At 62.6% G+C, this 24384-nt stretch carries 28 protein-coding genes; 8 read left to right on the top strand and 20 right to left on the bottom strand.

Features of this window, described 5'->3' with window-relative positions:
• Positions 1-96 precede the first annotated feature (96 nt).
• The 4 genes from B7Y43_RS10775 to B7Y43_RS10760 all read left to right on the top strand — a co-directional run bounded on the left by B7Y43_RS10775 (position 97) and on the right by B7Y43_RS10760 (position 3163).
• The gene (locus B7Y43_RS10775; protein WP_374131655.1) at positions 97-849 is read left to right on the top strand and encodes a SufD family Fe-S cluster assembly protein; all 753 of its coding nucleotides are present in this window, start codon (positions 97-99) and stop codon (positions 847-849) included.
• Positions 850-938: 89 nt separating this feature from the next.
• Positions 939-2177 (top strand): aminotransferase class V-fold PLP-dependent enzyme, encoded by a 1239-nt coding sequence (locus B7Y43_RS10770; RefSeq protein ID WP_374131818.1) that lies wholly within the window; start codon positions 939-941, stop codon positions 2175-2177.
• Positions 2178-2187: 10 nt separating this feature from the next.
• On the top strand, positions 2188-2652 hold the full coding sequence (locus tag B7Y43_RS10765) for a DUF59 domain-containing protein (protein WP_374131654.1): 465 nt from the start codon (positions 2188-2190) through the stop codon (positions 2650-2652).
• Between the two features lie 154 nt (positions 2653-2806).
• Positions 2807-3163, top strand: coding sequence for an iron-sulfur cluster assembly accessory protein (locus B7Y43_RS10760; protein ID WP_374131653.1), 357 nt, complete (start codon positions 2807-2809; stop codon positions 3161-3163).
• Here the strand turns inward: B7Y43_RS10760 and B7Y43_RS10755 are convergent.
• The 7 genes from B7Y43_RS10755 to B7Y43_RS10725 form a co-directional block, all read right to left on the bottom strand.
• The gene (locus tag B7Y43_RS10755; protein WP_374131652.1) at positions 3153-3569 is read right to left on the bottom strand and encodes a hypothetical protein; all 417 of its coding nucleotides are present in this window, start codon (positions 3567-3569) and stop codon (positions 3153-3155) included. The genes B7Y43_RS10760 and B7Y43_RS10755 overlap by 11 nt on opposite strands.
• A 63-nt stretch (positions 3570-3632) precedes the next feature.
• Complete coding sequence (locus B7Y43_RS10750; protein ID WP_374131651.1) at positions 3633-4085, bottom strand: MaoC family dehydratase; 453 nt, start codon at positions 4083-4085, stop codon at positions 3633-3635.
• 96 nt (positions 4086-4181) lie between these two features.
• Positions 4182-4955 (bottom strand): SDR family oxidoreductase, encoded by a 774-nt coding sequence (locus B7Y43_RS10745; RefSeq protein ID WP_374131650.1) that lies wholly within the window; start codon positions 4953-4955, stop codon positions 4182-4184.
• Between the two features lie 127 nt (positions 4956-5082).
• Positions 5083-7008, bottom strand: a complete 1926-nt coding sequence (locus tag B7Y43_RS10740; protein ID WP_374131649.1) for a biotin carboxylase N-terminal domain-containing protein — start codon at positions 7006-7008, stop codon at positions 5083-5085.
• A gap of 94 nt (positions 7009-7102) precedes the next feature.
• Entirely contained in the window at positions 7103-7588 is a 486-nt protein-coding gene (locus B7Y43_RS10735; RefSeq protein WP_374131648.1) for a nuclear transport factor 2 family protein, read from the bottom strand.
• 91 nt (positions 7589-7679) lie between these two features.
• Positions 7680-8108 (bottom strand): DUF1772 domain-containing protein, encoded by a 429-nt coding sequence (locus B7Y43_RS10730; RefSeq protein ID WP_374131647.1) that lies wholly within the window; start codon positions 8106-8108, stop codon positions 7680-7682.
• An 11-nt stretch (positions 8109-8119) separates the two neighbouring features.
• Entirely contained in the window at positions 8120-9760 is a 1641-nt protein-coding gene (locus tag B7Y43_RS10725; RefSeq protein WP_374131646.1) for a carboxyl transferase domain-containing protein, read from the bottom strand.
• 170 nt (positions 9761-9930) lie between these two features.
• Here B7Y43_RS10725 and B7Y43_RS10720 point away from each other — a divergent pair, with 170 nt between their 5' ends.
• Positions 9931-10284 (top strand): hypothetical protein, encoded by a 354-nt coding sequence (locus B7Y43_RS10720; RefSeq protein ID WP_374131645.1) that lies wholly within the window; start codon positions 9931-9933, stop codon positions 10282-10284.
• On the opposite strand, the gene B7Y43_RS10715 is transcribed toward B7Y43_RS10720, so the two are convergent.
• Positions 10281-11435: an isovaleryl-CoA dehydrogenase gene (locus tag B7Y43_RS10715; protein ID WP_374131644.1), complete on the bottom strand. Its 1155-nt coding sequence runs from the start codon at positions 11433-11435 to the stop codon at positions 10281-10283. The two genes, B7Y43_RS10720 and B7Y43_RS10715, sit on opposite strands and share 4 nt — an antisense overlap.
• 185 nt (positions 11436-11620) lie before the next feature.
• Between B7Y43_RS10715 and B7Y43_RS10710 the strand changes: the two genes are divergently transcribed.
• Both B7Y43_RS10710 and B7Y43_RS10705 read left to right on the top strand, forming a co-directional pair.
• Positions 11621-13024 (top strand): amino acid permease, encoded by a 1404-nt coding sequence (locus B7Y43_RS10710; RefSeq protein ID WP_374131643.1) that lies wholly within the window; start codon positions 11621-11623, stop codon positions 13022-13024.
• A 93-nt stretch (positions 13025-13117) separates the two neighbouring features.
• Positions 13118-13303, top strand: coding sequence for a hypothetical protein (locus tag B7Y43_RS10705; protein WP_374131642.1), 186 nt, complete (start codon positions 13118-13120; stop codon positions 13301-13303).
• Between the two features lie 63 nt (positions 13304-13366).
• On the opposite strand, the gene B7Y43_RS10700 is transcribed toward B7Y43_RS10705, so the two are convergent.
• The 8 genes from B7Y43_RS10700 to B7Y43_RS10665 form a co-directional block, all read right to left on the bottom strand.
• On the bottom strand, positions 13367-13636 hold the full coding sequence (locus tag B7Y43_RS10700) for a hypothetical protein (RefSeq protein WP_374131641.1): 270 nt from the start codon (positions 13634-13636) through the stop codon (positions 13367-13369).
• Positions 13633-13884 carry a hypothetical protein gene (locus tag B7Y43_RS10695; protein ID WP_374131640.1) on the bottom strand — a complete coding sequence of 84 codons (252 nt, stop codon included), beginning with the start codon at positions 13882-13884 and terminating at the stop codon, positions 13633-13635. The genes B7Y43_RS10700 and B7Y43_RS10695 overlap by 4 nt, the downstream gene beginning before the upstream one ends.
• A gap of 2 nt (positions 13885-13886) precedes the next feature.
• Positions 13887-14243: a GFA family protein gene (locus B7Y43_RS10690; protein ID WP_374131639.1), complete on the bottom strand. Its 357-nt coding sequence runs from the start codon at positions 14241-14243 to the stop codon at positions 13887-13889.
• 100 nt (positions 14244-14343) lie between these two features.
• A complete protein-coding gene (locus tag B7Y43_RS10685; RefSeq protein ID WP_374131638.1) occupies positions 14344-14664 on the bottom strand; it encodes a hypothetical protein in 321 nt (106 codons plus the stop codon).
• Positions 14665-14697: 33 nt separating this feature from the next.
• The gene (gene acnA / locus B7Y43_RS10680; protein ID WP_374131637.1) at positions 14698-17379 is read right to left on the bottom strand and encodes an aconitate hydratase; all 2682 of its coding nucleotides are present in this window, start codon (positions 17377-17379) and stop codon (positions 14698-14700) included.
• A 184-nt stretch (positions 17380-17563) separates the two neighbouring features.
• A complete protein-coding gene (locus tag B7Y43_RS10675) occupies positions 17564-18340 on the bottom strand; it encodes a sulfite exporter TauE/SafE family protein (protein ID WP_374131636.1) in 777 nt (258 codons plus the stop codon).
• A 3-nt stretch (positions 18341-18343) separates the two neighbouring features.
• Positions 18344-18877 carry a rhodanese family protein gene (locus tag B7Y43_RS10670; RefSeq protein ID WP_374131635.1) on the bottom strand — a complete coding sequence of 178 codons (534 nt, stop codon included), beginning with the start codon at positions 18875-18877 and terminating at the stop codon, positions 18344-18346.
• Positions 18846-19205 (bottom strand): metalloregulator ArsR/SmtB family transcription factor, encoded by a 360-nt coding sequence (locus tag B7Y43_RS10665; protein WP_374131634.1) that lies wholly within the window; start codon positions 19203-19205, stop codon positions 18846-18848. The genes B7Y43_RS10670 and B7Y43_RS10665 overlap by 32 nt, the downstream gene beginning before the upstream one ends.
• Positions 19206-19273: 68 nt before the next feature.
• Here B7Y43_RS10665 and B7Y43_RS10660 point away from each other — a divergent pair, with 68 nt between their 5' ends.
• The gene (locus B7Y43_RS10660; protein WP_374131633.1) at positions 19274-20134 is read left to right on the top strand and encodes an MBL fold metallo-hydrolase; all 861 of its coding nucleotides are present in this window, start codon (positions 19274-19276) and stop codon (positions 20132-20134) included.
• Positions 20135-20170: 36 nt separating this feature from the next.
• Here the strand turns inward: B7Y43_RS10660 and B7Y43_RS10655 are convergent, their stop codons facing one another.
• The 4 genes from B7Y43_RS10655 to B7Y43_RS10640 all read right to left on the bottom strand — a co-directional run bounded on the left by B7Y43_RS10655 (position 20171) and on the right by B7Y43_RS10640 (position 24351).
• Positions 20171-21859: a long-chain fatty acid--CoA ligase gene (locus tag B7Y43_RS10655; RefSeq protein WP_374131632.1), complete on the bottom strand. Its 1689-nt coding sequence runs from the start codon at positions 21857-21859 to the stop codon at positions 20171-20173.
• Between the two features lie 67 nt (positions 21860-21926).
• Positions 21927-22124 carry a hypothetical protein gene (locus B7Y43_RS10650; RefSeq protein WP_374131631.1) on the bottom strand — a complete coding sequence of 66 codons (198 nt, stop codon included), beginning with the start codon at positions 22122-22124 and terminating at the stop codon, positions 21927-21929.
• A gap of 60 nt (positions 22125-22184) precedes the next feature.
• Entirely contained in the window at positions 22185-23828 is a 1644-nt protein-coding gene (locus B7Y43_RS10645; protein ID WP_374131630.1) for a diguanylate cyclase domain-containing protein, read from the bottom strand.
• 172 nt (positions 23829-24000) lie between these two features.
• Positions 24001-24351, bottom strand: coding sequence for a UrcA family protein (locus B7Y43_RS10640; RefSeq protein ID WP_374131629.1), 351 nt, complete (start codon positions 24349-24351; stop codon positions 24001-24003).
• Between the last annotated feature and the right edge of the window lie 33 nt (positions 24352-24384).

The following is a 24384-nucleotide window of genomic DNA, read 5'->3' as shown; positions in this document are numbered from 1 at the left end:
CGCAGGCATTCCTCTTTTCCTCCGTGTCTCCGCGCCTCCGCGTGAGTCAGATTTGTTCACGCGGAGGCGCGGAGACGCGGAGAAGGGGCGCGTGCTGTGACGGTTGCGCTTCTCCCTACGCGCCGCGATGAATCGTGGCGGTATAGCGATCTTGAGGCTGTCGCCTCGGTGTGGCCCGTACCTGCGCCCGAACGGATCGAGGTTGCAGCGGGCGAGGAGATTGCGCGGGTGATCGTGCAGGATGCTGCGCCTGATATGGTCGCGATCCATGATTATGCGGTGGTGCTTGGTGCGGGCGCCCGCGCGACGTTTCATGTGCTCAACACCGGCGGCAAGCTGGGGCGGGTGACGATTGACGTTACGTTGCATGAGGGCGCGCATTTTGAGCTTGGCGCGGCGATGCTCGGCGGCGGCGATCAGACGCTCGAGATCGTCACGACGATGCGTCACATCGAGCCCAATGCGACCAGCAATCAGGTCGTGCGCTCGGTGCTCGGCGGCAGGGCGACGGGGTCGTATCTCGGCAAGGTTGCGGTCGCGCGGCATGCGCAGAAAACCGATGCCTCGCAGTCGGTAAAGGCGATGCTGCTCGCGCGGACGGCGACGGCCAATGCCAAGCCCGAGCTGGAAATCTATGCTGATGACGTGAAGTGCGCGCACGGCGCCACGGTCGGCGAGTTGGATGCGAACGCGCTGTTCTACCTGATGAGCCGGGGCATTGCGCCGGCGGAGGCGAAGGCGCTGCTGCTGCGCGGGTTCATTTCGGGTGTGTTCGATGATGTCGCGGATGACGCCGCGCGGGAACAGCTGGACGCGGCGGCGAGCGTGGCGCTGGAGCGGATGTTGTGAGTATGGACGACCAGATCCTCCCCGGCACGGGGAGGGGGACCGCGACGCAAAGCGGCGTGGTGGAGGGGGCCCTCCACGAGCGCGACGCAATGGGCCCCCCCCCCTCCACCAGCTTCGCTGGTCCCCCTCCCCGTGCCGGGGAGGATTTCAGGTCCGACTTCCCCGGTATCGGGGAGGTCTGGCACTATCTGGACACCGCCGCGACCGCCCAGAAGCCGCAGCGCGTCATCGACGCGATCGCGCGCGGCTATGGCCCCGATTACGCCACCGTCCACCGCGGCGTTTACAAGCGATCGGCCGACATGACGCTGGCCTATGAAGCGGCGCGTCGCCGCGTCGCCGGGTTCATCGGCGCGGGGTCCGAAAACGAGATCGTCTTTGTGCGCGGCGCGACCGAGGGGATTAATCTGGTCGCGACGTGCTGGGCGGGGGAACAGCTGAAGGCGGGTGACCGCATCCTGCTGAGCCAGCTTGAGCACCACAGCAATATCGTGCCGTGGCAGATGGTCGCCGAGAAAGTGGGCGCACATATCGATGTGATCCCGCTGACCGAAGACCACTGCATCGACCTCGACGCGATGGCCGCGATGATCACGCCTGCGCACAAATTGGTTTCGCTGGCGCATGTATCGAATGTGCTCGGCTCGGTGCTCAATTGTCGTCGTGCGGCGGATATTGCGCGCGCGGTCGGCGCGAAGATCCTGCTCGACGGCTGCCAGGCGGTGCCGCGTATGCGCGTCGATGTGCAGGCGCTCAACTGCGATTTCTACGTGTTCTCCGCGCACAAGCTTTACGGCCCGACCGGCTTCGGCGTGCTGTGGGCGCGGCCTGAATTGCTCGAGGCGATGCCGCCCTATCAGGGTGGTGGCGCAATGATTGACCGGGTGTCGTTCGAAAAAACGACCTATGCGCCGCCGCCGGGCCGGTTCGAGGCGGGGACGCCGCATATCGTTGGCGCGCTCGGGCTGCATGCCGCGATCGATTATGTCGAAAGCATTGGGCTGGAGCGCATCCACGCGATCGAAACCGATCTTGTCGCGCAGACCAGGGCCGCGCTGTCGCAGATTAATTCAGTGCGGCTGTTCGGCCCTGAGGAGTCGGCCGGGATCGTCAGCTTTGTGATTGAGGGCGTCCATCCCCACGACATCGGCACCATTTTGGACGAGGAAGGCGTGGCGATCCGCGCGGGGCATCACTGCGCGCAGCCGCTGATGGCGTCGCTCGGTGTCGACGCGACCGCGCGCGCCAGCTTTGGGGTGTATAGCGATGCCAGCGATGTCGACGCGTTGATCAGGGGCATTGAGCGAGTGACGCGGATTTTTGGGTAGGGATTTTCGGATGAACGAAGAACGCAAAATCGAGATCGAGGAAGTCAGCGCAGTCGAAGCGCCGCTGCGGGCGCGCGTGGAAGACGCCAGCGCCGACGGAGAGCGCCAGCGCGACTATCTCGAAGGCTTTCTGGCGCAAAAGCCCGCAGGCGTGTCGCACGCCGCGCCGGGGGGCGAGACCTATGAAGCGGTGATTGCCGCGCTGAAAGATATTTATGATCCCGAAATCCCGGTGAACATCTATGATCTGGGGCTGATTTACGGCGTCGATGTCACCGAAGATGGCCATGCCGTCGTCACGATGACGCTGACGACGCCGCATTGCCCGGTCGCCGAAACGATGCCGGCCGAGGTCGAGATTCGCGTCGGCGCGGTGCCGGGGGTTGGCTCGGCCGAGGTCAATCTGGTGTGGGAGCCCGCCTGGGACCCGGCGAAGATGAGCGACGAGGCCCGGCTTGAGATGGGCATGCTGTAGTTTCTAAGCCCCTCCCGCTTGCAGGGGGGGCACCAACTTCTCCCCTCCCGCTTGCGGGAGGGGTCGGGGGTGGGCCTGACCGGGCCGACCTGCCCCCGCCATTAAGGGCCCACCCCCAACCCCTCCCGCAAGCGGGAGGGGGGAGAATGAAGCAATGACCGATGTGAAAACCCGAGCACGCCCCGCCGCGCTTAACCTGACCGCCGCCGCCGAAGCGCGGATCGCGGACCTGATGGCGCGCGCGCCCGAAGGATCAGTGGGCGTCAAGCTGTCGACCCCGCGGCGCGGCTGTTCCGGGCTCGCTTATTCGGTCGATTATGTCAGCGAGGCCAAGGCCTTTGACGAGCGCATCGACACGCCCGGCGGCACGCTCTTCGTTGATGGCGGGTCGATCCTCTATCTGGTCGGCAGCAAGATGGACTGGGTGGAGGATGATTTCGCCGCCGGCTTCACCTTCGAAAACCCCAATGCCAAGGGCGCGTGCGGGTGCGGCGAAAGCTTTACCGTCTGAGGACGCCGCTCGCCGTAATCGGAAGCACATAGCCCATAAGAAAAGCGACATTCATCAGCGCATTGAGCGCAAAGCCGGTCGCGATCGATAACGACGAATCGACGATAAACCAGAACAAGATGCTGGCCAGGATCAGCCGCCAAATCCGACCAGCCGGGTTGCCCAACATCTGCGCTGCCTGAATCGCGGCATAAAGCGTGACGCCCCAGCCGCACATCACGCCGCCCAACACCCCAAGCGTTACCCGCGCCGCCTGATCGATCGCCAGCGGTCCTTGATGTTGCCACTCGAACAGCAGCCGCGCGGGGAGCTCAGTTTGGGGCAGGGCACCCCCCGCCATAATCAGCCCGAACAGCACGACAATCCCGCACATTGCGTTTAGCCAAACCCGCCAAATGCCGCTCATGGGGGTGTGCTCCCTGTTGACCGGGAGCGTTCAACCATAGAAATGTAGCGAACGCTACATAAATCAGGCAGGCCGCTTCTTCAGCAACGCCGTGCGCAGGCATTCGCAGACAATTTCCCCGCGCTGGTTGATCATGCGGTGCTTCCACGTCACCAGCCCGGCATCGGGGCGCGACTTGCTCTCGCGCAGGTCGGTGACTTCGCTGGTCGCGTGGAGCGTGTCGCCGATGAACACGGGTTTCGGCATGACGAGCTTGTCATAGCCAAGGTTGGCGACGAGCGTCCCCATCGTCGTTTCCGCGACCGTGATGCCGACCATCAAGCTGAAGGTGAAGGTGCCATTGACGAGGATCTGCCCGAATTCGCTCGCGCGCGCCGCCTCTGCATCGAGGTGGAGCGGCTGCGGGTTGTGGGTCATCGTGGAGAACAACAGATTGTCGGTCTCGGTCACCGTGCGGCGCAGCGGGTGTTCGATGGTCTCGCCGATTTGCCATTCGTCGTAAAATTTGCCGGGCATTTCGTCTCTTTCCTTTGTTCTCCGGCGCAGGCCGGAGCGCTGGCTTGTTGGCGGTACGCCGATGGCCAAGGCTCCTGCCTGCGCAGGAGCACCAGCTTATCCGAGGCCGCCAAAGCCGCGCCCCGCCGTCCAGCCGCCATCGGCGGGCAGCACGACGCCCGACACATAGCGCGCATAATCGCTGGCAAGGAACAGGCACACGTCCGCCACATCGTCCACGGTGCCGAGCCGCCCGAGCGGCACCGCGCGGGCAGACGCCGCCTTGGCCTCGGGGGTGGGGGCGAGGCGGTCCATCCCTTCGGTGCCGTCGATCGGGCCGGGTGAGACCGAGTTCACGCGCACCCCCTCGCGCCCCCATTCGATCGCGAGCGTCTTGGTGATCATGTCGACTCCCGCCTTGGCGGCGCAGACATGGACCTGGAACGCCATCGGGATCCAGGCCTGTGGGGCGGAGATGTTGATGATGCTCGCGCCGGGCTTGGTGAGGTGTTCGTAGGCCGCGCGCATGACGTGGAAGGTGCCGAGCGTGTCGATCTCCAGCACCGATTTGAAGCCATTGGGCGAGAGCCCGGCAGCGGGGACGGGGAAATTGCCCGCCGCGCCTGAGATCAGCACGTCGATGGTGCCGCGTTCGGCGCGGAAATGCTCGATCGCGGCTTTGACGGCATCGAAATCGCGCACGTCGAGGCTGTAGCCGAGTGCCTGCTTCTCCCCGTGCAGCGCAGCGACCGCAGCATCGACCTTGTCCTGCTTGCGGCTCGCGACCGCGAGGTTGGCCCCGGCGCGCGCGAAGGACTTGGCGATGCCGAGGTTGATGCCAGAGGTGCCGCCAAAGACGATGACGTTCTTGCCCGTGAAATCGAAGGACATTTGGCTCTCTCCTGTTCGGCTCGTTTTTTAACCGTCATCCCCGCGAATGCGGGGATCCAGCTTCTTCTTTCGTTGCCACCGTCGAAAAGGCAGCTGGACCCCCGCCTGCGCGGGGGTGACGGCGTGGTTATGGGGCTGTTTCCCCCCGCACCACCTTCACCAACACCGTCCCCTCGCTCACCTGCGCGCCGGCGGTGGCGTTCAATTCCTCGACCGTCCCGTCGAAGGGCGCGGTCAGGCTATGCTCCATCTTCATCGCCTCAAGCGTGACGAGCCGCTGGCCCTTCGTGACGCGCTCGCCTGCCGCGACATCCACCGCGGTGACCCGGCCCGGCATGGGGGAAAGGATCGCGCCGTCGGCAGTGGGGGTGGTGGCGACAAGAGAGAAGCGCGTGGGAACAAAAAGCCGTGTATCTCCGTCGAGACGTGCCAAGGTTCCTTGCGCCACATCTTCAATCCACGTGCGGTTTGATTCAGGTATCGCTTCGTAGTCTCGGATTCCGTCGGATAAGCGCACTGCGAGTAGCCGCGGGTTCGCATTGAGGCGGAACCCGTTAGGAGTTTCCCAAGGCGGCAATCGACCAAGCGCATCTTCATCAAAAAGGTCAGGATTTGTTCGGCCACGCATGAGTTCCGCATGTGCTGCGCCTGCAACAAGTTCGCCGGCCGCATCGATCGAAGGAATAAGTGTTTCAGCTTGAGCCTGGATCAGCCCGGTGTCTAGCTTCCCAAGGCCGACATCCGCGTTGCGCAGCAATTTGACCAAAAAGCTGGCATTGGTCCGCACTGGCCAACACGTGACCCAGCTACATTCGCTGGCCAATGCATCCAGCGCATCCTCGCGCGTCTGCCGGTGAACGATCAGCTTGGCGATCATCGGATCATAGTTCGGCGTTATACAATCGCCTTTTCCCACGCCGGTCTCGACGCGAACAGGTCGGCGCGTCGTAGAAGTTGGAAGATAGAAATAGGTCAGCTCGCCAATCGAAGGCAAGAACCCCTTCGCCGGGTCTTCCGCATACAACCTTGCCTCAATCGCCCAGCCATTGATGCTCAGCTCGTCCTGCCGCTTGGGCAACGGCTCCCCGCTCGCCACCCTTAGCTGCCACTCCACCAGATCGACGCCGGTGATTTCCTCGGTCACCGGGTGTTCGACCTGGAGCCGGGTGTTCATTTCCATGAACCAGATGCGGTCGGCGCGCAGACCCTCGCTCGCGTCGGCGATGAACTCGATCGTGCCTGCGCCGACATAATCGACTGCCTTCGCTGCACGCACCGCTGCCGCGCAGATTGCCTCGCGGGTTTCCTCGGACATGCCGGGCGCGGGCGCTTCCTCGATCACCTTTTGGTGGCGGCGCTGGAGCGAGCAGTCGCGTTCGAACAGGTGGACGACATTGCCATGCGTGTCGCCGAACACCTGCACTTCGATGTGGCGCGGCGAGAGGATGTATTTCTCGATCAGCACCCGGTCATCGCCGAAACTCGACGCGGCCTCGCGCTTGCAGCTGGCCAGCGCGTCGGCGAAATCGGCGGGGGCCTCGACGCGGCGCATCCCCTTGCCGCCGCCGCCCGCGACCGCCTTGATCAGCACGGGATAGCCGACCTTGCCCGCTTCCGCCGCGAGTACGTCGGGCGATTGATCCGCGCCGAGATAGCCCGGCGTGACCGGCACGCCTGCCGCGATCATGCGTTCCTTGGCGGCGTCCTTCAGCCCCATCGCGCGGATGCTGGCGGGACGGGGGCCAACCCAGATCAGCCCAGCGTCGATCACGCTCTGCGCGAAGTCGGCGTTCTCGCTCAGGAAGCCATAGCCGGGGTGGATCGCCTCGGCGCTGGTGGCCTTGGCCGCAGCGATGATCTTCTCCCCCACCAGATAGGATTCGCGTGCCGGGCTTGGCCCGATATGCACCGCCTCATCGGCCTGGCGGACATGCAGCGCCTTGGCATCGGCATCCGAATAGACGGCAACGGTGCGCACGCCACAAGCCCGCGCAGTGCGGATGATGCGGCAAGCGATTTCGCCGCGATTGGCGATGAGGAGCGATTTGATCATGCTTCTGCTCTGCGTCTCCGCGTCTCCGCGTGAACAAGAAAATGGGTTCGCGCGGAGGCGCGGAGACGCAGAGAGGGTAGGCCCGCCGGCACCATCATTGCGCCTCGCAACCCGTCATGCGGCTTGAATAGGTGATGTTGGCGATCTTCCAGTTGCCGCCCTCGCGCACCAGATCGAAATGATCATAGCCGCAATGGTGCAGCTTGCCGTCGATGTAGAAATTGAACCGCCCCCAGACGAGCGCGATGTCGCCGTCGATCTCGATCGCGGGATCATAGAGCCGCTCTTCGAGTTTCGGCCCGCCGGGTTTCAGCCGGGCCATGAAATCGGCCATGGTGAGGTGGGTGATCTTGCGGCTGCCATCTTCACCCTCGCTTGCCACGAACAGATTGCCGTCCGCGCGCAACATGGGGCGCAGCATCTCGCCATCGCCGGCGGCAATCGCGGCGAACACGGCGTTGACGGGGGCCATCACCCCAGAGAATTCGCTGACGGCTGTCGGCGGGGGGGATGGATTGCCCTTGGGCAGCGGCGGCGTGGGCGTGACTTGGAGGAGGAGGGGAAGAAGAGTCAGGGGCATAATCATTGCCTTTCAAATCCTCCCCGAGCTTGTCTCGGGGAGGCGGTAACACGGGGCGGGGACGGAATAGCGTTGGACCATCGATCCCGGCTCACTGCAACGCGATGAGAATGCAGAGGCAGCCCAGGATCGATAAGATTGTCCGCACTCCGTGCAGTATGTTCCATTTGCCGAGCAACGGGCGGATGCGCGCATCGCCTGATGACGGTTCGATTCCCATCAACAGATGATTGGTTGGCATAATCACCATCAAGGTAAACGGCCAATTTGCGATCAACAGCAGTGCGCCGTACAAGAAAAAGAGCTCGCCGGACTGCCACCATGCCGCACTCCCAAACAAAAAGGCGATGATGGCCAGCGTCGACTGCATTGCAAAGCCGCGTTTGTATGAGGGTTTCCATTGCTGCAGCAACGCAGCGTCGTCCAGCATCATGCGGGCGGGCTGTTCGGCGACATTGATGTACGAAGCCGCTCCTGCAAACAGCGCGGCTGATAAAAGCGCCAATTCTCCTAAAAGCATCTCATCCCCCCTCACATCCGGAACACCCCAAACCGGGGCCGCTCCTCGACGGGCGCGTTCAGACACGCCGCCAGGCTCAACCCCAGCACATCCCGCGTCTGCGCCGGATCAATAATCCCGTCGTCCCATAGCCGTGCCGTCGCGTGCCAGGGGTTGCCTTCATCCTCGTACTTCGCACGGATCGGCGCCTTGAACGCCTCCGCTTCCGCCTCGGTCCAGCTTTCCGCATCGCGGTGCACGGTCGCCAGCACGCTCGCCGCCTGCTCGCCGCCCATCACCGAAATCCGCGCATTGGGCCAAGTGAACAGGAAGCGCGGTCCGTATGCCCGCCCGCACATGCCGTAGTTCCCCGCCCCGAAGCTGCCGCCGATCAGTATGGTAATCTTGGGCACGTTTGCGGTCGCGACGGCCGTCACCAGCTTGGCGCCGTGCTTGGCGATTCCTTCGGCCTCATATTTCCCGCCGACCATGAAGCCTGAAATATTCTGGAGGAACAGCAACGGCACGCGGCGCTGGCAGGCGAGTTCGATGAAATGCGCGCCCTTTTGCGCGCTCTCGCTGAATAGCACGCCATTATTAGCGAGGATCGCGACCGGCATGCCCCAGATATGCGCAAAGCCGCAGACTAGGCTGGTGCCGTAGAGCGATTTGAACTCGTGAAACTCGGAGCCATCGACCAGCCGCGCGATCACTTCATGCACGTCATAGGGCGCGCGGACGTCGCTTGGCACGATGCCGTAGAGTTCCTCGGGGTCGAATTTGGGTGGCCTCGGCTCGCGGAGTGCTCCGGCGGAGGCCGGAGCGTTGGCGAGCAGGGCTCCGGCCTGCGCCGGAGCACAGGGGAAGCCCAGGTGGCTGACGATGTCGCGCACGATCGTCAGCGCATGGTCGTCATTTTCCGCGACATGATCGACGACGCCTGATTTGCGGCCATGCGTGTCCGCGCCGCCCAGTTCCTCGGCAGAGATTACTTCGCCCGTCGCGGCCTTCACCAGCGGCGGCCCGGCGAGGAAGATCGTGCCCTGGCCCCGGACGATGATCGTCTCGTCGCTCATCGCCGGGACATAGGCGCCGCCTGCGGTGCAGCTGCCCATCACACAGGCGATTTGGGGGATGCCGAGCGCCGACATATTGGCCTGGTTGAAAAAGATTCGGCCGAAATGGTCGCGGTCGGGGAAGACCTCGGCCTGATGCGGCAAGTTCGCGCCGCCCGAATCGACCAGGTAAATGCAGGGCAGGCGGTTTTCCTGCGCAATCTCCTGCGCGCGCAAATGCTTCTTCACCGTCAGCGGGTAGTAAGTGCCGCCCTTCACCGTCGCATCATTGCAGATGATCATGCACTGTCGGCCCGACACGCGGCCAATCCCCGCGATCATCCCCGCGCCGGGAATTTCCTCGCCATACACCTCGTAAGCAGCGAGCTGGCCGATCTCCAGAAACGGACTGCCGGGGTCGAGCAACCGCTCGACTCGGTCGCGGGGGAGCAATTTGCCGCGCGCGGTGTGGCGTTCGCGCGACTTTTCATTGCCGCCGAGCGCGGCGGTCGCGACATCGGCGCGCAGCCGATCAACGAGCGCGCGATTATGCGCGGCATTGGTGCGGTATGACTCACTGTCGAGCGTGATTTTGGTGTCGAGCACCGGGGCGCTCATGCGGGGCATCCTTTATCTTTTGCCGACCTGACTAACCGGGTCAGACGCCGTTGGAAAGCCGTCGGGGTAGCAAGCCGATCGACGGATCGAGCGCCAACGCTTTGGGCTTGCTCCGCGCCCACCGACCGGCTAGTGAAAATGTAGCAAATGCTACATAACGGGGACTGACGATGACCGCCTTTCGCCTCTTTCTGGCCGCCCTTGGCCTCACCATCCTGCTGTACACCCTGCCAGTCATCGCCAATCACGGGATGGATTTGTTGCCCGTATTTTTCGGTGACATCGCCAAGATGGACTGGCCGGGCCAGTTCAACGTCGATTTCTCGACCTTCTTGCTGATGACGATGCTGTGGGTGGCGTGGCGGAATGGTTTTTCGGTGCCGGGCCTGCTGCTTGCCTGCCTGGTGCCGGTGGGCGGGGGGATGTTCACCAGCGGCTATGTGCTGTTCCTGACCTTCAGCTTGAAGGGCGACATGGCGGCGGTCCTGCTGGGCAGCAAGCGCGCCACCGCGCTGCGGGGTTAGCCCGCGCCGATCAGCTCGCGCCCGATCAGGAAGCGCCTGATTTCGTTGGTTCCTGCGCCGATGTCATAGAGTTTGGCATCGCGCAGGAAGCGTTCGACCGGCCATTCCCGGGTATAGCCCGCCCCGCCCAGCGCCTGGATTGCCTCCAGCGACACCTTCACCGCATTTTCGCTCGCCAGCAGGATCGCGCCCGCCGCATCGAAGCGCGTGGTCTTGCCCGCGTCGCAGGCGCGCGCGACCGCATAGACATAGGCGCGCGCGCTGTTGAGCGCGACATACATGTCGGCGATCTTGGCCTGCATCAGCTGGAACGAGCCGATCGGTTTGCCGAACTGTTTGCGGTCGCGGACATAGGGCAGGACCACGTCGAGACAGGCCTGCATGATGCCAAGCGGGCCTGCGGCGAGCACCGCGCGCTCATAATCAAGCCCTGACATCAGCACGCCGACCCCGCCGTTGAGCGGGCCCATGATGTTTTCGGCCGGGACTTCGCAATCCTCGAAGACCAGCTCGGCGGTGTCCGACCCACGCATCCCCATTTTGTCGAGCTTTTTGGAGACGCTGAACCCGGCCATGCCGCGTTCGATCAGAAAGGCAGTGATCCCGCCCGATCCTTCCCCGGTCTTGGCGTAAACGACCAGCGTGTCGGCCTCAGTCGAATTGGTGATCCAGAATTTGGTGCCGTTCAGCACATAACGGTCATTGCCCTTGAGTTCGGCCTTCAGCTTCATCGACACGACGTCGGAGCCCGCGCCCGCTTCTGACATCGCCAGCGACCCGACATGCTCGCCCGAAATCAGCTTGGGGAGATATTTGGCCTTTTGCTCAGGGTTCGCCCAGCGACGGATCTGGTTGACGCACAGGTTCGAGTGCGCACCATAGCTGAGCCCGATTGAGGCGGAGGCGCGGCTGACCTCCTCCATCGCGATGCAATGTTCAAGATAGCCAAGGCCCAGCCCGCCCCATTCCTCCTCAACGGTAATGCCGTGCAGCCCGAGCGCGCCCATTTCAGGCCAGAGCGATCGATCGAATGTGTTGGTTTCGTCGATTCCGGCGGCTCTGGGCGCGATCCGGTCGCTGGCGAAGCGGTGGGTTGTCTCGCGGATCATGTCGGCTGTTTCGCCGAGCGCGAAATCAAGGGCGGTATCCATTGGGTCTCTCCAACCGGGCGTTTCAATTGCTACTAGTATCCTCCGTTAGTCCTGAGTAGCCATTGAGCGAAGTCGAAATGGCATATCGAAGAACGGTATTTGGGGCAGGTGCTTCGATACGGCGCTTCGACAGGCTCAGCACCTACTCAGCACGAACGGTTGAGTGGGGAGAAAATGGGGAATTCATGAGTCTTTTTCGTACCAAGACGATCCTGCACGGCGATGATCGCCCGGTCGAACACCGGATGGCGCGCACGCTTGGCTGGCCAAGCCTGGTGGCGATGGGGGTGGGGGCGATTGTCGGCACCGGGATCCTCACGCTGATCGGCGTTGGCGCGGACCGGGCTGGGCCAGCGGTGTTGCTGAGCTTTGTGGTGGCGGGCGCGATCTGTGCGTGCGCGGCGCTGTGCTATGCCGAAATGGCAACGATGATCCCGGCCTCAGGCAGCGCTTATACCTATAGCTATGCCGTGTTGGGTGAGGTGTTCGCCTGGGTGGTCGGGTGGAGCCTGATCCTCGAATATTCGCTTGTCGTCTCCACCGTCGCGGTTGGTTGGTCGGGTTATGCGGTCGGGTTTCTGAAAGGGCTTGGCATCATTGTGCCCGCCGCGCTCGCCAATGGCCCGGCGCTGGGCGGGGTGATTAATTTACCCGCGATTCTGATCATCGCGGTGGTGGCCGGGTTGTTGATGCTGGGCACGCGGGAAAGTGCACGCGTCAACAGCGCGCTGGTCGTGCTGAAGATCGTTACCTTGGCCCTGTTCGTGTTCGTCGCGCTGCCGCATTTCGATCCGGCCAATCTCCAGCCATTCGCGCCATTTGGCTATGGCAGCACGGTCGGCGAGGGCGGTGCCAAATATGGCGTGATGGGCGCCGCCGCGATCATCTTCTTCGCCTTTTACGGCTTTGATGCGATCTCGACTGCGGCCGAAGAGGCAAAGAACCCCGAACGTGATCTGGCGATCGGCATTGTCGGATCGATGATCGCGTGCACGGTGATCTATCTGGTGGTTGCTGCCGCTGCGGTCGGTGCCATTGGCTTTGCGCGCTTTGCTGACAGCCCTGAGCCGCTGGCCCTGATCCTGCGTGAATTGGGGCAGGGGCAGATCGCGACAATAGTGGCCGCCGCCGCGGCCATTGCCTTGCCGACCGTGCTGCTCGCCTTTCTTTATGGCCAGAGCAGGATCTTCCTGGTGATGGCACGCGATGGCTTCCTGCCGCGCGCGCTCGCCAAGGTTGATAGTCGCGGCACACCCGTCCGGATTACAGCGGTTACGGCGATCTTTGTCGCGATCATTGCTGGACTGGTGCCGCTCGATGTTATCGCCAGCCTCGCCAATGCGGGTACGCTGTGCGCCTTTGTTGCGGTGGCAGCGTGTGTATTGGTAATGCGACGACGCGCCCCCGATGCTCGACGGCCCTTTAGAACACCGATAGCCTGGATCGTTGCCCCCATCGCAATACTGGGGTGCATTTACTTGTTTACCAGCCTGCAAGAACTCACTCAATACTCGTTTCTGATCTGGAACGGCATTGGACTTTTGATCTATTTCGGCTTTGCGCGTACGCGAACGAGCAAGATTGCGTGAATCATGATGAACTAGGAATAGTTATTCACCAAAGGGGGCACGGCAAAATCGTCGCGGTTCGTCGCCTGGAAGCCAAGGGCGCGCGCGCCGCCCATGTCCGGCGCGATTCCTTTGCGCTCCAGCTTGTCCTTTGCGCTCCAGCTTGAGCTTGATCACGGTGCCGATCTGGCGGGCGACCAGCTCTATGCTGTCGCGCGCGCCGGGAGTGTCGGCACCGCGATGTTCCTGCAACGCGGTGGCAGTGCCAGCCCGGTCAGGCTCTCGACGATCTTCAACTGATCGCGCGTTTCACCTGATATTGGGCGGCGCAGCGCAGGATCGAGGGGCGACGTCGCTTCGGGATCAGCGCGACGGCGCTGCAATCCGCGCGCGGACGATGCCAATCAGGGCGACCAGCCCGATCAGCGCCCAGCCAATCTCCAGCAAGGCCGCCGGGTAAGCGCCGTGCCAGATGACGTTGATCGCCAGCGTCGCACCGCCCAGAAAATTCATGGCCTGATAGAGTGCCGACTTGCCTGACAACCTGCCCATTGACGTGAGCAGATAGGCGGCAAGGCACAGCGCCGATCCGGTCCAGCCAATGATCTCGATCAGCAGCGATGATTCGCTCACGCCGCCTGGCCGCCGTGCCGCAACCGCAGCAACGTGAAAATCCCGATCCCCGCCCAGGCGACATTAAGCACCGCCGATGGCAACGCCCCATGCCAGCCGCTATTCAGGATAAACCCCGCCGCGCCAATCACATTCATCCACTGGAACGTCACCGACGTCCCTGACAGCCGCCCAGTCGATACCAGCAGATAGGAAGCAAGGATGAGCAGGGCGGCGGCCCAGCCGATGATTTCGATTAAGGTGGTCACGATCAGCCTTCCCAGCTTCGTCCATCGATGGGACGGATTTCAACGCGCGCATAGGCTGCAGGATCGAACAGGCGCATATTGACGCCCATGCGATCATAAGCCGGATCGAGCGCCGTCCAGTGCGTGGTTGACCCGCAATGCGCGCACCAGTGGGTGCTTAGGGCCGCCTGCTTTAGGTCAGCGCGGATATAGCCGTGCGTCTCGCCGCTGATCGTCACATCGGCGGGCGAGAAATAGCCCCATAGCCCGCCGCGCGTGACGCATAGTGAACAATTGCAGTCGTTGAGATAGTCAGGCGCGGCGGGGATGGTGATCCCCACCGCGCCACAATGACAGGTCGCGGAAAGCGCGCTGTTCACACCGCTGCCAAATTCGTGATGGTGACCTGCAGGACGCAGCGATTGAGAGGATTGTCCAGCTCGCTAATTGTGTCGATGCTGGTCCGCGTTGCAGTCATGGTCAGCGTACCCAGCCGCGCCCGTCAGGGTGACGCACTTCGACACAGGCCATTTCTTCAGGCTCAAATAATCTCGTGTTGATGCATGCCCAGTCGGTTGCATCGTCAATTGCGACGCAGTGCGTCGTGCAGCCACAAACCGAGCAGAAATGCAGGCGAACAAATGGCTCCGCCATGCCCGGGTGGACATAGCTGCCAATCTGATCACCGGCGACGCTAACTTCAGTGCGCTTGAAATATCCCCAGCTCGCGCCGTGCTTCATGCACAGCGAGCAGTTGCATTCGTTGATATAGTCTGGCGCGGCGGGGATCGTGACCCGCACCGCGCCGCAATGACAACTGCCCGTCACCAGCGCTCAGGCGGCCAGATTGCGCAGCACATACTGCAAAATCCCGCCGTTCAGGAAATATTCCAGCTCGTTGATCGTATCGATCCGGCAAAGCGTCTGGAAGGTCGAGCTGGTCCCATCGGCGCGGGTCAGGGTGACATCGACCATCTGGCGTGGCTTCAGGTCGGCAACGCCGGTGATCGTGAAAGTCTCGCTGCCGTCTAGGCCGAGCGTCTTGCGATCGGTTCCTTCGGCGAACTGCAGCGGCAGCACACCCATGCCGACCAGGTTCGAACGGTGGATGCGCTCGAAGCTTTCGGTGATGACCGCGCGCACGCCGAGCAAATTTGTGCCCTTCGCCGCCCAGTCGCGCGACGATCCGGTGCCATATTCCTTGCCCGCGACCACAACGAGCGGCGTCCCGTCCATCTTGTAGCGCATCGCAGCGTCATAGATCGGCATCACCTCGCCGGTCGGCACGTACTTGGTTACGCCGCCTTCGATCCCCGGCGTCATCTCGTTCTTGATGCGGATATTGGCGAAGGTGCCGCGCATCATCACGTCATGGTTGCCGCGCCGCGCGCCATAAGAGTTGAAATCGGCCTTGGAGACCTGATGCTCCTGCAGGAACTTGCCTGCCGGGCTGTCCGCCTTGATCGAGCCGGCTGGCGAGATGTGATCGGTCGTGATCGAATCGGCGAACAGGGCGAGTGGCCGTGCCTCGATAATGTCGGTGACTGGCGCCGGGGTCATCGTCATTCCGTCGAAATAGGGCGGATTGGCAACATAGGTGGAGCCCGCGCGCCAGACATAGGTGTCTGACCCCGTCACGTCGATTGCCTGCCACTTGGCGTCGCCCGCGAAGACATGCGCATAACGCGCCTGGAACATGCCGCGATCGATATTGGCGTCCATCACGCTGCGGACTTCGGCATTGGTCGGCCAGATGTCCTTCAGGAAAACGTCGCTGCCGTCGGTCGCCTGGCCGATGGGGGTGGTGACGAAATCAGTCGTGACGCTGCCCTTCAGCGCATAAGCGACGACCAGCGGCGGGCTGGCGAGGAAGTTCGCGCGAACGTCCGGCGAAACGCGGCCTTCGAAATTGCGGTTGCCCGAGAGCACCGAGGCGGCGACGATGTCATTCTCGTTGATCGCCGCCGAGATGGCGGGCGCGAGCGGGCCGGAATTGCCGATACAGGTGGTGCAGCCATAGCCGACCAGGTTGAAGCCGACCGCGTTGAGATCAGCCGTCAGCCCGGCCTTGTCGAGATAATCGGTCACCACCTGGCTACCGGGGGCGAGCGAGGTCTTCACCCAGGGCTTGGGCTTCAGGCCCAGCGCATTGGCCTTGCGTGCGACGAGCCCGGCAGCGACCAGCACCGACGGATTTGACGTGTTGGTGCAGCTGGTGATCGCGGCGATGACGACGTCGCCATCGCCAATGTCATGGTCACGGCCGGCAACAGCGACGCGCTTTTCGGTGGCGTGCTTGTAGACCTTGGACAGGTCTTCGTTGAACACATCGTCAACCTGGGTCAGGATCACCTTGTCCTGCGGGCGCTTCGGCCCGGCAAGCGATGGCACCACGGTCGACATATCGAGGCCGAGCGTGTCGGTGAACACGGGATCGGGCGCATCGGCGAGCCGCCACATGCCCTGCGCCTTGGCATAAGCCTCGACCAGCGCGATCTGCTCCTCGGTCCGGCCGGTCAGGCGCAGATAGGTGAGCGTCGCGTCGTCAATCGGGAAGAAGCCGCAGGTCGCGCCATATTCCGGCGCCATATTGGCGATCGTCGCGCGGTCAGCGAGCGACAGCGCATCAAGGCCGGGGCCGTAAAACTCCACGAAGCGCCCGACCACGCCCTTGGCGCGCAGCATTTGCGTGACGGTCAGCACCAGATCGGTCGCGGTGATGCCCTCAGCGAGCGTGCCGGTCAGCTTGAAGCCGACGACTTCGGGGATCAGCATCGAGACGGGCTGGCCGAGCATCGCTGCCTCTGCCTCAATCCCGCCCACGCCCCAGCCGAGCACACCCAAGCCATTGACCATCGTCGTGTGGCTGTCGGTGCCGACGCAGGTGTCGGGATAGGCGATCATGCTGCCATCGGGCGCCTTGGACGACCATACAGCCTGCGCGATATTTTCCAGATTGACCTGGTGGCAGATGCCGGTGCCGGGGGGGACGACCTTGAAATTATCGAGCGCCTTCGATCCCCATTTCAGGAATTCATAGCGCTCGTTGTTGCGCTGATATTCCAGCTCGACATTGTCTTCGAATGCCTGGGGCGTGCCGAATTCATCGACCATCACCGAGTGATCGATGACGAGATGGACGGGGACCAGCGGATTGATCTTTTGCGCATCGCCGCCCAGCTTGGTGATGGCATCGCGCATCGCCGCGAGATCGACCACGCAAGGAACGCCGGTGAAATCCTGCATCAGCACGCGCGCGGGGCGATACTGGATTTCGCGGTCGGGCGCGTGAGGGTTCTGCTGCCAGTCGACCAGCGCCTGAATATCCTCGGGCGTCACAGTCTTGCCGTCTTCGAAGCGGAGCAGGTTTTCCAGCAGCACCTTCATCGAGAAGGGCAAACGGCTGATATCGCCCAGCTTCGCTGCGGCCTTGGCCAGGCTGTAATAGCTATAGGTCGCCCCGCCAGCGCTCAGCGTATCACGAGTGCCGAGCGTGTCTTGTCCAATGGCGGTCATAAGCGGTCCTTCCTTGATGGCCCGGGGTCGACACGGCGGCGGTTGGGGAAACCGCGCGCACGCGGCACGGCCGATGCGTTGCAATGAGCGCGGCCTTAGCAAGCAGGCGCGCAAGGGGGAAGGGGGCAGGGCAATGGCAGACGTGGATGGGTTTTTGAGGTGCAATGGAACAGCGGGAACCGGGCTAAGAAACAGCGCGCCAGGCGACATAGGCGGCGGTCGCCAATACCATTAGGGCAAATGTGGTGCGGGCCGTTGCCGCGCGTTCTGCCAACATGCGTCCGACCGGAATGGCGATCATCGATCCCCCTGCGCCGCCAATGATTAGCGCCACGAAAACCGGCCAGTTGACCTGGCCAGATGCCGCATAGCTGGCACTTGTCGCCGCACCAAAGACGACCACCGAGACGAGCGACGATGCCGCAGCGTTGGCAAGCGTCATCCCCGTCGCCGCCATCAAGCCGGGAACGATCAGGAAACCACCCCCAATCCCGAAAAAGCCCGCCGCCAACCCTGTCACCGCCCCAATCGGTGCCAGCTTTAGCGTCAGCGCCGTCGTCAGCCGCACTTTGGCATCGCCATCGGCCTTGCGCGGCATCAGCATCGATCCGCCGACCAGCGCCATTGCCAGCGCGAACCAGACCAACAGCTGGCTGCCGTCAATCTGCTTGGCGATATTGGCCCCGGCCAGCGACCCGGCCAGCCCGGCACCGCCAAAAACCAGCGCGCAGGGCCATTTCACGCGACCCGCGCGCGCCTGCACCAACAGACCGACAGCGGCATTGATCGCGACCGCAGCCGCAGAGGTGCCGATCGCGACGTGCGGATCGCGCACGCCGACGATGTAGAGCAACAAGGGAGTCGCTAGCACTGACCCACCGCCGCCGAAGACCGACAGCAACAGGCCGATCACTGCGCCACCGATAATCGCCGCTGGGTATGAAATGCCACCGATGTCCATCGGCTAAATCGCGACCGGCCGATTCCACGGCGCTAGGCCGAGCAATCTGGCCATGCCGCAAAAGCCGCTAATCCCGGCAAAGGTCAGACCGGCCCCGACAAAGGCGGCAAGCGCGAAGAAGATGGGCGACATCAGCCAGCCCAGTACAACCCCAAGCAAGACCAGCGATCCGGCAACGATCTGCACCTGGCGCATCATCTCAAGCGGCGCCCTGTGATTAGCCTCGATCAGCAGGCCCGCACGCGACCAGCCATCCAGCCCGCCCTCAAGCACATAGGCGTTGCCGCCGACCGGGTTTGCCAGCCGATCGGCATTGGCAGCGGTGCGCATCCCCGATCGGCAGGTGAAGATAATTTCAGTCCCCGCCATTTCAGGTAACGCCACGGCTTCGAACCGCGACAGCGGGCGTGACAATGCGCCGGGAATATGGCGGCGGGCAAATTCATCATCCTCGCGGATATCGATCAACAAGGCATGGCCCTGGCGAACGCGTTCCTCGACGGCGTCAGGCGTCAGGGCGATCAAGGTCTTGGACATCGGGTTTTTCCACGTCATTGGAACAGAAAATCGCAGCAAGTGTCACAATCACCTGCGCTGCCGCAGGGTCGGCAATCCGATAATGAATCGACAGTCCATCGCGTCTGGTGGCGACAAGGCCATCGCTTCGCAGCACGGCCAGATGCTGTGACAGGGCCGATTGCGATAGGCCGATCAGCGGCTGCAATTCCCCCACAGATCGTTCGCCGCTCGATAGCTGGCACAGGATCATCAGCCGCCGTTCATTGGCGAGCGCCCGGAGCAGCCGCGCGGCCGCTGCGGCACTTTCTTGAAATCGGGTGATGTCAAAGGTCGCTGGATCAATCATGTCACCAATATATTCATTGATTCTAATTTAGCAAGTTCTTATGTATGGAGTCAGAGGAGATTTCCGCCATGAACCCGGTCGTCCAGACATTTTTTGATCCCGCCACTTTCACGGCAACCCATCTTGTCGTCGATGCGACCAGCAAGGTGGCCGCGATCATCGATCCCGTGCTCGATTTCGAACCAAAAGGGGCCAGGCTATCGACGCGGTCTGCCGATGCTGTGCTGCAAGCGGTTGCCGATCAGGGGCTGACACTGGCCTATGTGCTCGAAACTCATGCCCATGCCGATCATCTGTCGGCGGGCGACCATATCCGCCGGTTGACGGGTGCCCGGCTGGTGATCGGTGCTGACATCACCAAGGTTCTCACCGTATTCGCACCGATGTTCGACGCTGGTGACGTGCCGATCGACGGCAGCCAGTTCGATATTCTACTGCGTGAAGGCGACACGCTGCCATTTGGCACGCTGACGATCGGGATTCTTCATACACCCGGCCATACGCCGGCCTGCATCACCTATTTGATCGGCGATGCGGCGTTTGTTGGCGATACCATGTTCATGCCCGATTATGGCACCGCGCGCACTGATTTCCCCGGTGGGGATGCACGCACGCTATATCGATCGATCGAACGCATCCTGGCGCTCCCTGCCGATACGCGGGTCTTTGTCGGTCATGATTATTTGCCTGCCGGTCGCAGTGATTACCGGTGGGAAACGAGCGTGGGCGATGAAGCCGCGAACAATATCCACCTGCGCAATCACGTGACAGAAGGGGCTTTCGTTGCAATGCGCGACGCGCGCGATGCAACCCTCGCGCCGCCGACGCTGATTCTACCGGCATTACAGGTCAATATTCGGGCCGGGGCACTGCCGCCGCCATCGCCGTCCGGGAAGACGTTCCTGCAGCTACCGGTAACCTTTGCGTGATCTAAAAAGCAGATCCAAAGGGGACGGAGGAACGCTCTACCCCAACACCTCGGCCACCAGATCCTTGCGGCTCAGCTTGCCGATCATCGTCTTGGGCATTGTATCGCGCACCACGACGGCATCGACTTGCTCTACCTTGCCGATCTGCGGGTTCAGCCAGGCTGTCAGCGCTTCGCCGGTCGTATCGGCACCCTCATTCAACGTGACATAGGCGCGCGGATGTTCGCCGCGATAGCTGTCGGGGATGCCGATCACTAAGGCCTCCTTCACGGCCGGGTGTTGGTACAGCACCGCTTCGATCTGGCTGGGGAAGACCTTGAAACCGCCAACCGCGATCATGTCCTTCAGCCGGTCGACGATCTTGACGAAGCCGTCATCGTCGATCTGGCCGACATCGCCGGTGCGCAGCCATTTGGTGCCATCGGTGTCGAACACAAACACATCGGCGTCCGCGTCGGGGCGGTTCCAATAGCCTTTCATGATCTGCGGCCCGGCGACCAGGATTTCGCCGGGTTCGCCCGCCTGGACGGGAAGCGAGGGGTTTTCCTTGTCGACCAGGCGGATCCGCGTGGCGGGCAGCGGCTGGCCGATCGTCCCGGTCTTGCCCTCCCCCAGATAGGGATTGGCCGACACGACCCCGGACGATTCCGACAGGCCATAGCCTTCAACCAACCGGGCCTTGGTCACCTGTTCGAACTTGGTGCGCAGCTCGCCCGGTAGCGGCGCGCCGCCCGAAATGCAGACGCGCAGGCACGAAAAATCGGTCTTGCCGATCTTCGGATGATCGAGCAGCGCCTGGTACATGGTCGGCACGCCAGGCAGCGATGTTGCCCGCGTTCGCCCGATCGCCGCCAGCGCTTGTGCGGCATTGAAGCGCGGCAGCATCACAATGCACCCGCCCGACACCACCGTGCGGTTGAGCACACAGGTATTGGCAAAGACATGGAACAGCGGCAGCACGCCCAGGATGCGGTCCTCCATGCCGGGTTCGGGGTCGATCGCGTTGACCTGGCGCGCATTGGCGGTGAGGTTCTGGTGAGTCAGCATCGCCCCCTTGGGGCTGCCCGTGGTGCCACCGGTATATTGGATCAGCGCAACATCGCTTTCCGGATCGATCGGCACGGGGGGCAACTTGCCGTCATTATCGATCAGTTTCGAGAACGCAGTGATGCGCGAATCGACGGGCTTTTTGGCGACATCCTTTTGGCTGAACAACCGATAGAGGATCGATTTGCCTGGCGGCAGCGCGCCCGCTACCGACCCGACGATCAGTCGTTCCAGCGCGCTTTCCTCTAATACTTTCAAAGCAGTAGGGAGTAGTGCGGATGCCGAGATGGTGAACAGCGCCCGGGTGCCCGAATCCGCTACCTGATGCGCAAGCTCGGCCGGGGAGTAGAGCGGCGAGAAATTCACCACCGTCGCGCCGAGTTTCAAAATCCCGTAATAAGCGGCGAGATAATGCGGCACATTGGGCAGGAACAGGCCGATCCGGTCGCCCGGCCCATAGCCGAGCGCCTTCAGCCCCTTGGCCACACGGTTGGCCCCGTCGAGCGTCTCGGCAAAACTATACTGCCGACCGAGAAAATCGATCAGCGGGGCCTTGCCGCCCTTGGCGGCCGCCGAATCGAACATCGCGACCATCGACAGGGGGGCAAAGGCCTGATCCCAGGCTCCGGGGTGACGATAGGCGTGGCGCCACGCATTTTCTGGTTCGCAATCGATCATTTACATGGGTGTAAGCACCGTCACGTAACGGTGCAAGCCAGCCTGAATGTCATCAATGATGATTGCTTCAGATGAAGCGCTTGGCGGTCCAGGTGACGAGCAGCGACACGGCCATGACACCAATGTCGACCGCCGCACTCACTTGCTGCGGGGCCCGGTCACCGGCTTCATGCGTCATGATCCGGATATCAGCGGATGGGTGCCGCAGCGATACAATCGCCAGCAGCGCAACAAACCCAGCCAGTGCAATACGACGATTACGCATGGCGCATCGACCTCCTGGCGCAATATTTACCGTAATCGTGCCGCGGGCACAAGATGATGCTTAAGCGGCAAGCGCCATATTGTGGCGCGCGCAATCGCGCCCTTCGGTTTTGGCGGCAAACAGCGCGCGATCAGCGCGTCGATAGAGCTTTTTCCAGTCGATCTCGCTGGTCAGCGGCCCGGCGGCAGTGCCGATGCTGGCGGTAACGGTCAGATCGAACGGCATGCGTTCTGCGCGCAACCGATCGAGAATCGCATTGGCGTCGATCGGCTCCCCGGCGGGTAGAACGATGGCAAATTCCTCGCCGCCGATCCGCGCCACCAGCGCTTCTGCTGGCAATGACGCCCGTAGCGATCGGGCGAAGACGCGCAGCACCTCGTCACCGCCATCATGGCCGATCGTCTCGTTGACCGTTTTGAAATGATCGAGATCGGCAATCATCAGCACATGATCGCCCTGGCGTCCGATCGCCCGATCCAGAAAGGATCGGCGATTGAGCAGGCCGGTCAGCGGGTCGGTATCGGCCAGCGCCCGGGCGGCAAGTTCCTGAACGCGGGCATCGTCGCGTTCGCGGCTCAGCATGCGGATGCGATAGGATATCGCCAAGGATGACAACAGCGCCTCGCTGGTCATCGCCAGAATTGTCGAGTTATCGACCCAGAAGCTCCAGTTCAGGAGATTGAGGCTGTTGGCCACGCGTAGCCCGGCAAAGATGATCGGCGCGGCCCAGGTAATGGCGAAGACCCGAAGATAGCTGCTCTTTGTCCGCCACGCCCGCCACAGCACGGCGGGGATCAGCGCGACCATCGCCAGAAACGAGAAGGCGAAGAATTTGTGGAGGGCAAGCGCTTGCCAGGGGACCAGCAGGGCGAAGCTCAGGCCGCTGGTCATCAGCATAACCGTCACCAGTCGCACCGCTACGCCGATCCAGCCGGCAAAGACGCGGGGTTCGAAATAGCTGCGTGCAAAGAGCAGCGCCAAGCTCGCCGACGAAGACAGCATCAGATAATTGATCCGGATGCGGTCCATATCCGGCATGGACGGCCACAGCCATGCGAGAGCGCCCGATGATGACAGGGTGTAGATCATCAAGGTGACGACCATCAGGCAGTAGATGATCTGGAAATCATGCTTCATTGCCCGCCACATCGCCAGGTTATGCACCAGCAAAGCGACGCATAACCCGCCAAAAGCAGCGTAGAGCGCCGCCATGAACAGGTTGTTCAGCGCGCTTTCCTCGCGCGTCGCGGTCTGCGCCCCGACCACGATCCCGCGCAGATTGGATGCACCTTCGATTTTCCAGAGCAGCTGGACCAGCGGGGCAGGGTGGGCAGGAATCGCCTGTTCGACAATGGCGCCAAGCTGAAGGTGGCGCGAAACATCACCGCGACCCAGCGGTAGCGCCACGATCGCGCCATCGGCAAAGCGGCCGTAGAGCGTCGAATGGCGTTGCCAGATGGCGGCGGTCCGCACGCTTAGCGGTGTGGCTGCGCGGGTGCTGATCGGCAAATGCGAGGCGAGTACCCAGAAATCGCCGCGTCCAAATTGCGTCTGTGGGGTGCTGCAATCAAACGCAGCAGGCGATCGGAAAAGCCGGGCCGGCGCGTCGCCCGAAGCGACTGGCTTGATACATAGTTTCAGCGGGGTGCTGCCCAGGCCGATTTGCGCTGCCGCCGGGTTCGCCAAGCCGACGATACCCACCATTAATATCAACAAGTAAAGGGGGGACAAAAATCGATAGGCTGAGCGGAAGATCATCCAGCAGATATACATTGGCTATGGCAAAGATTGGGTAAAGATTGGCAACAATCGGGTTGGGGCGCCGCCATGGCCCCGACGCTGCGCGGCAGCATCGGGGCCGGTATGGCAATGCCGCTCAATGCGAGCCGGACTGGCCCTCAACCGCTGCGACCTCTACGCGCCCCTGCGCTGCGCCCACGCGTTGGGCGAGCTGACGGCGGGCATCGTTGAGCGCCGCGTCGCGGCAAGCGCGATCAATCCGGCCAACGGCGATGCTGGGACGGTCATCCGGCGTGCAAACCCGATCAGCGGCGCGGGCAAGCCGTGCTTCTATACGCAGGCGACCGGATTTGGTCATCAAATCGGCCGGGTCGAATGCGATGATCAGGCGTTGCCGATCCTCGCCTGTAGTTTGGCCAAAAGCGGGGGCGATAAGGGCAGCTGCGAGCAGGGCAGCAACCGACAGCCGATGAGTCATGATCGACATGGTGATCTCCTGGGAAGGGGGGATTGTCCGCAG

The organism is Sphingomonas sp. 28-62-20, from assembly GCF_002281505.1.
Note: the sequence above shows the minus strand (reverse complement) of the source record. Positions and strands in the feature narration are given on the sequence as shown.

Excerpts from the sequence above, each read along its gene's own strand:
- B7Y43_RS10770 (WP_374131818.1), top strand. The coding sequence starts at position 939 with ATGGGCCCCCCCCCCTCCACCAGCTTCGCTGGTCCCCCTCCCCGTGCC.
- B7Y43_RS10765 (WP_374131654.1), top strand. The coding sequence starts at position 2,188 with ATGAACGAAGAACGCAAAATCGAGATCGAGGAAGTCAGCGCAGTCGAA.
- B7Y43_RS10760 (WP_374131653.1), top strand. The coding sequence starts at position 2,807 with ATGACCGATGTGAAAACCCGAGCACGCCCCGCCGCGCTTAACCTGACC.
- B7Y43_RS10755 (WP_374131652.1), bottom strand. The coding sequence starts at position 3,569 with ATGAGCGGCATTTGGCGGGTTTGGCTAAACGCAATGTGCGGGATTGTC.
- B7Y43_RS10750 (WP_374131651.1), bottom strand. The coding sequence starts at position 4,085 with ATGCCCGGCAAATTTTACGACGAATGGCAAATCGGCGAGACCATCGAA.
- B7Y43_RS10745 (WP_374131650.1), bottom strand. The coding sequence starts at position 4,955 with ATGTCCTTCGATTTCACGGGCAAGAACGTCATCGTCTTTGGCGGCACC.
- B7Y43_RS10740 (WP_374131649.1), bottom strand. The coding sequence starts at position 7,008 with ATGATCAAATCGCTCCTCATCGCCAATCGCGGCGAAATCGCTTGCCGC.
- B7Y43_RS10735 (WP_374131648.1), bottom strand. The coding sequence starts at position 7,588 with ATGCCCCTGACTCTTCTTCCCCTCCTCCTCCAAGTCACGCCCACGCCG.
- B7Y43_RS10730 (WP_374131647.1), bottom strand. The coding sequence starts at position 8,108 with ATGCTTTTAGGAGAATTGGCGCTTTTATCAGCCGCGCTGTTTGCAGGA.
- B7Y43_RS10725 (WP_374131646.1), bottom strand. The coding sequence starts at position 9,760 with ATGAGCGCCCCGGTGCTCGACACCAAAATCACGCTCGACAGTGAGTCA.
- B7Y43_RS10720 (WP_374131645.1), top strand. The coding sequence starts at position 9,931 with ATGACCGCCTTTCGCCTCTTTCTGGCCGCCCTTGGCCTCACCATCCTG.
- B7Y43_RS10715 (WP_374131644.1), bottom strand. The coding sequence starts at position 11,435 with ATGGATACCGCCCTTGATTTCGCGCTCGGCGAAACAGCCGACATGATC.
- B7Y43_RS10710 (WP_374131643.1), top strand. The coding sequence starts at position 11,621 with ATGAGTCTTTTTCGTACCAAGACGATCCTGCACGGCGATGATCGCCCG.
- B7Y43_RS10705 (WP_374131642.1), top strand. The coding sequence starts at position 13,118 with ATGTCCGGCGCGATTCCTTTGCGCTCCAGCTTGTCCTTTGCGCTCCAG.
- acnA (WP_374131637.1), bottom strand. The coding sequence starts at position 17,379 with ATGACCGCCATTGGACAAGACACGCTCGGCACTCGTGATACGCTGAGC.
- B7Y43_RS10675 (WP_374131636.1), bottom strand. The coding sequence starts at position 18,340 with ATGGACATCGGTGGCATTTCATACCCAGCGGCGATTATCGGTGGCGCA.
- B7Y43_RS10670 (WP_374131635.1), bottom strand. The coding sequence starts at position 18,877 with ATGTCCAAGACCTTGATCGCCCTGACGCCTGACGCCGTCGAGGAACGC.
- B7Y43_RS10665 (WP_374131634.1), bottom strand. The coding sequence starts at position 19,205 with ATGATTGATCCAGCGACCTTTGACATCACCCGATTTCAAGAAAGTGCC.
- B7Y43_RS10660 (WP_374131633.1), top strand. The coding sequence starts at position 19,274 with ATGAACCCGGTCGTCCAGACATTTTTTGATCCCGCCACTTTCACGGCA.
- B7Y43_RS10655 (WP_374131632.1), bottom strand. The coding sequence starts at position 21,859 with ATGATCGATTGCGAACCAGAAAATGCGTGGCGCCACGCCTATCGTCAC.
- B7Y43_RS10650 (WP_374131631.1), bottom strand. The coding sequence starts at position 22,124 with ATGCGTAATCGTCGTATTGCACTGGCTGGGTTTGTTGCGCTGCTGGCG.
- B7Y43_RS10645 (WP_374131630.1), bottom strand. The coding sequence starts at position 23,828 with ATGGTGGGTATCGTCGGCTTGGCGAACCCGGCGGCAGCGCAAATCGGC.
- B7Y43_RS10640 (WP_374131629.1), bottom strand. The coding sequence starts at position 24,351 with ATGTCGATCATGACTCATCGGCTGTCGGTTGCTGCCCTGCTCGCAGCT.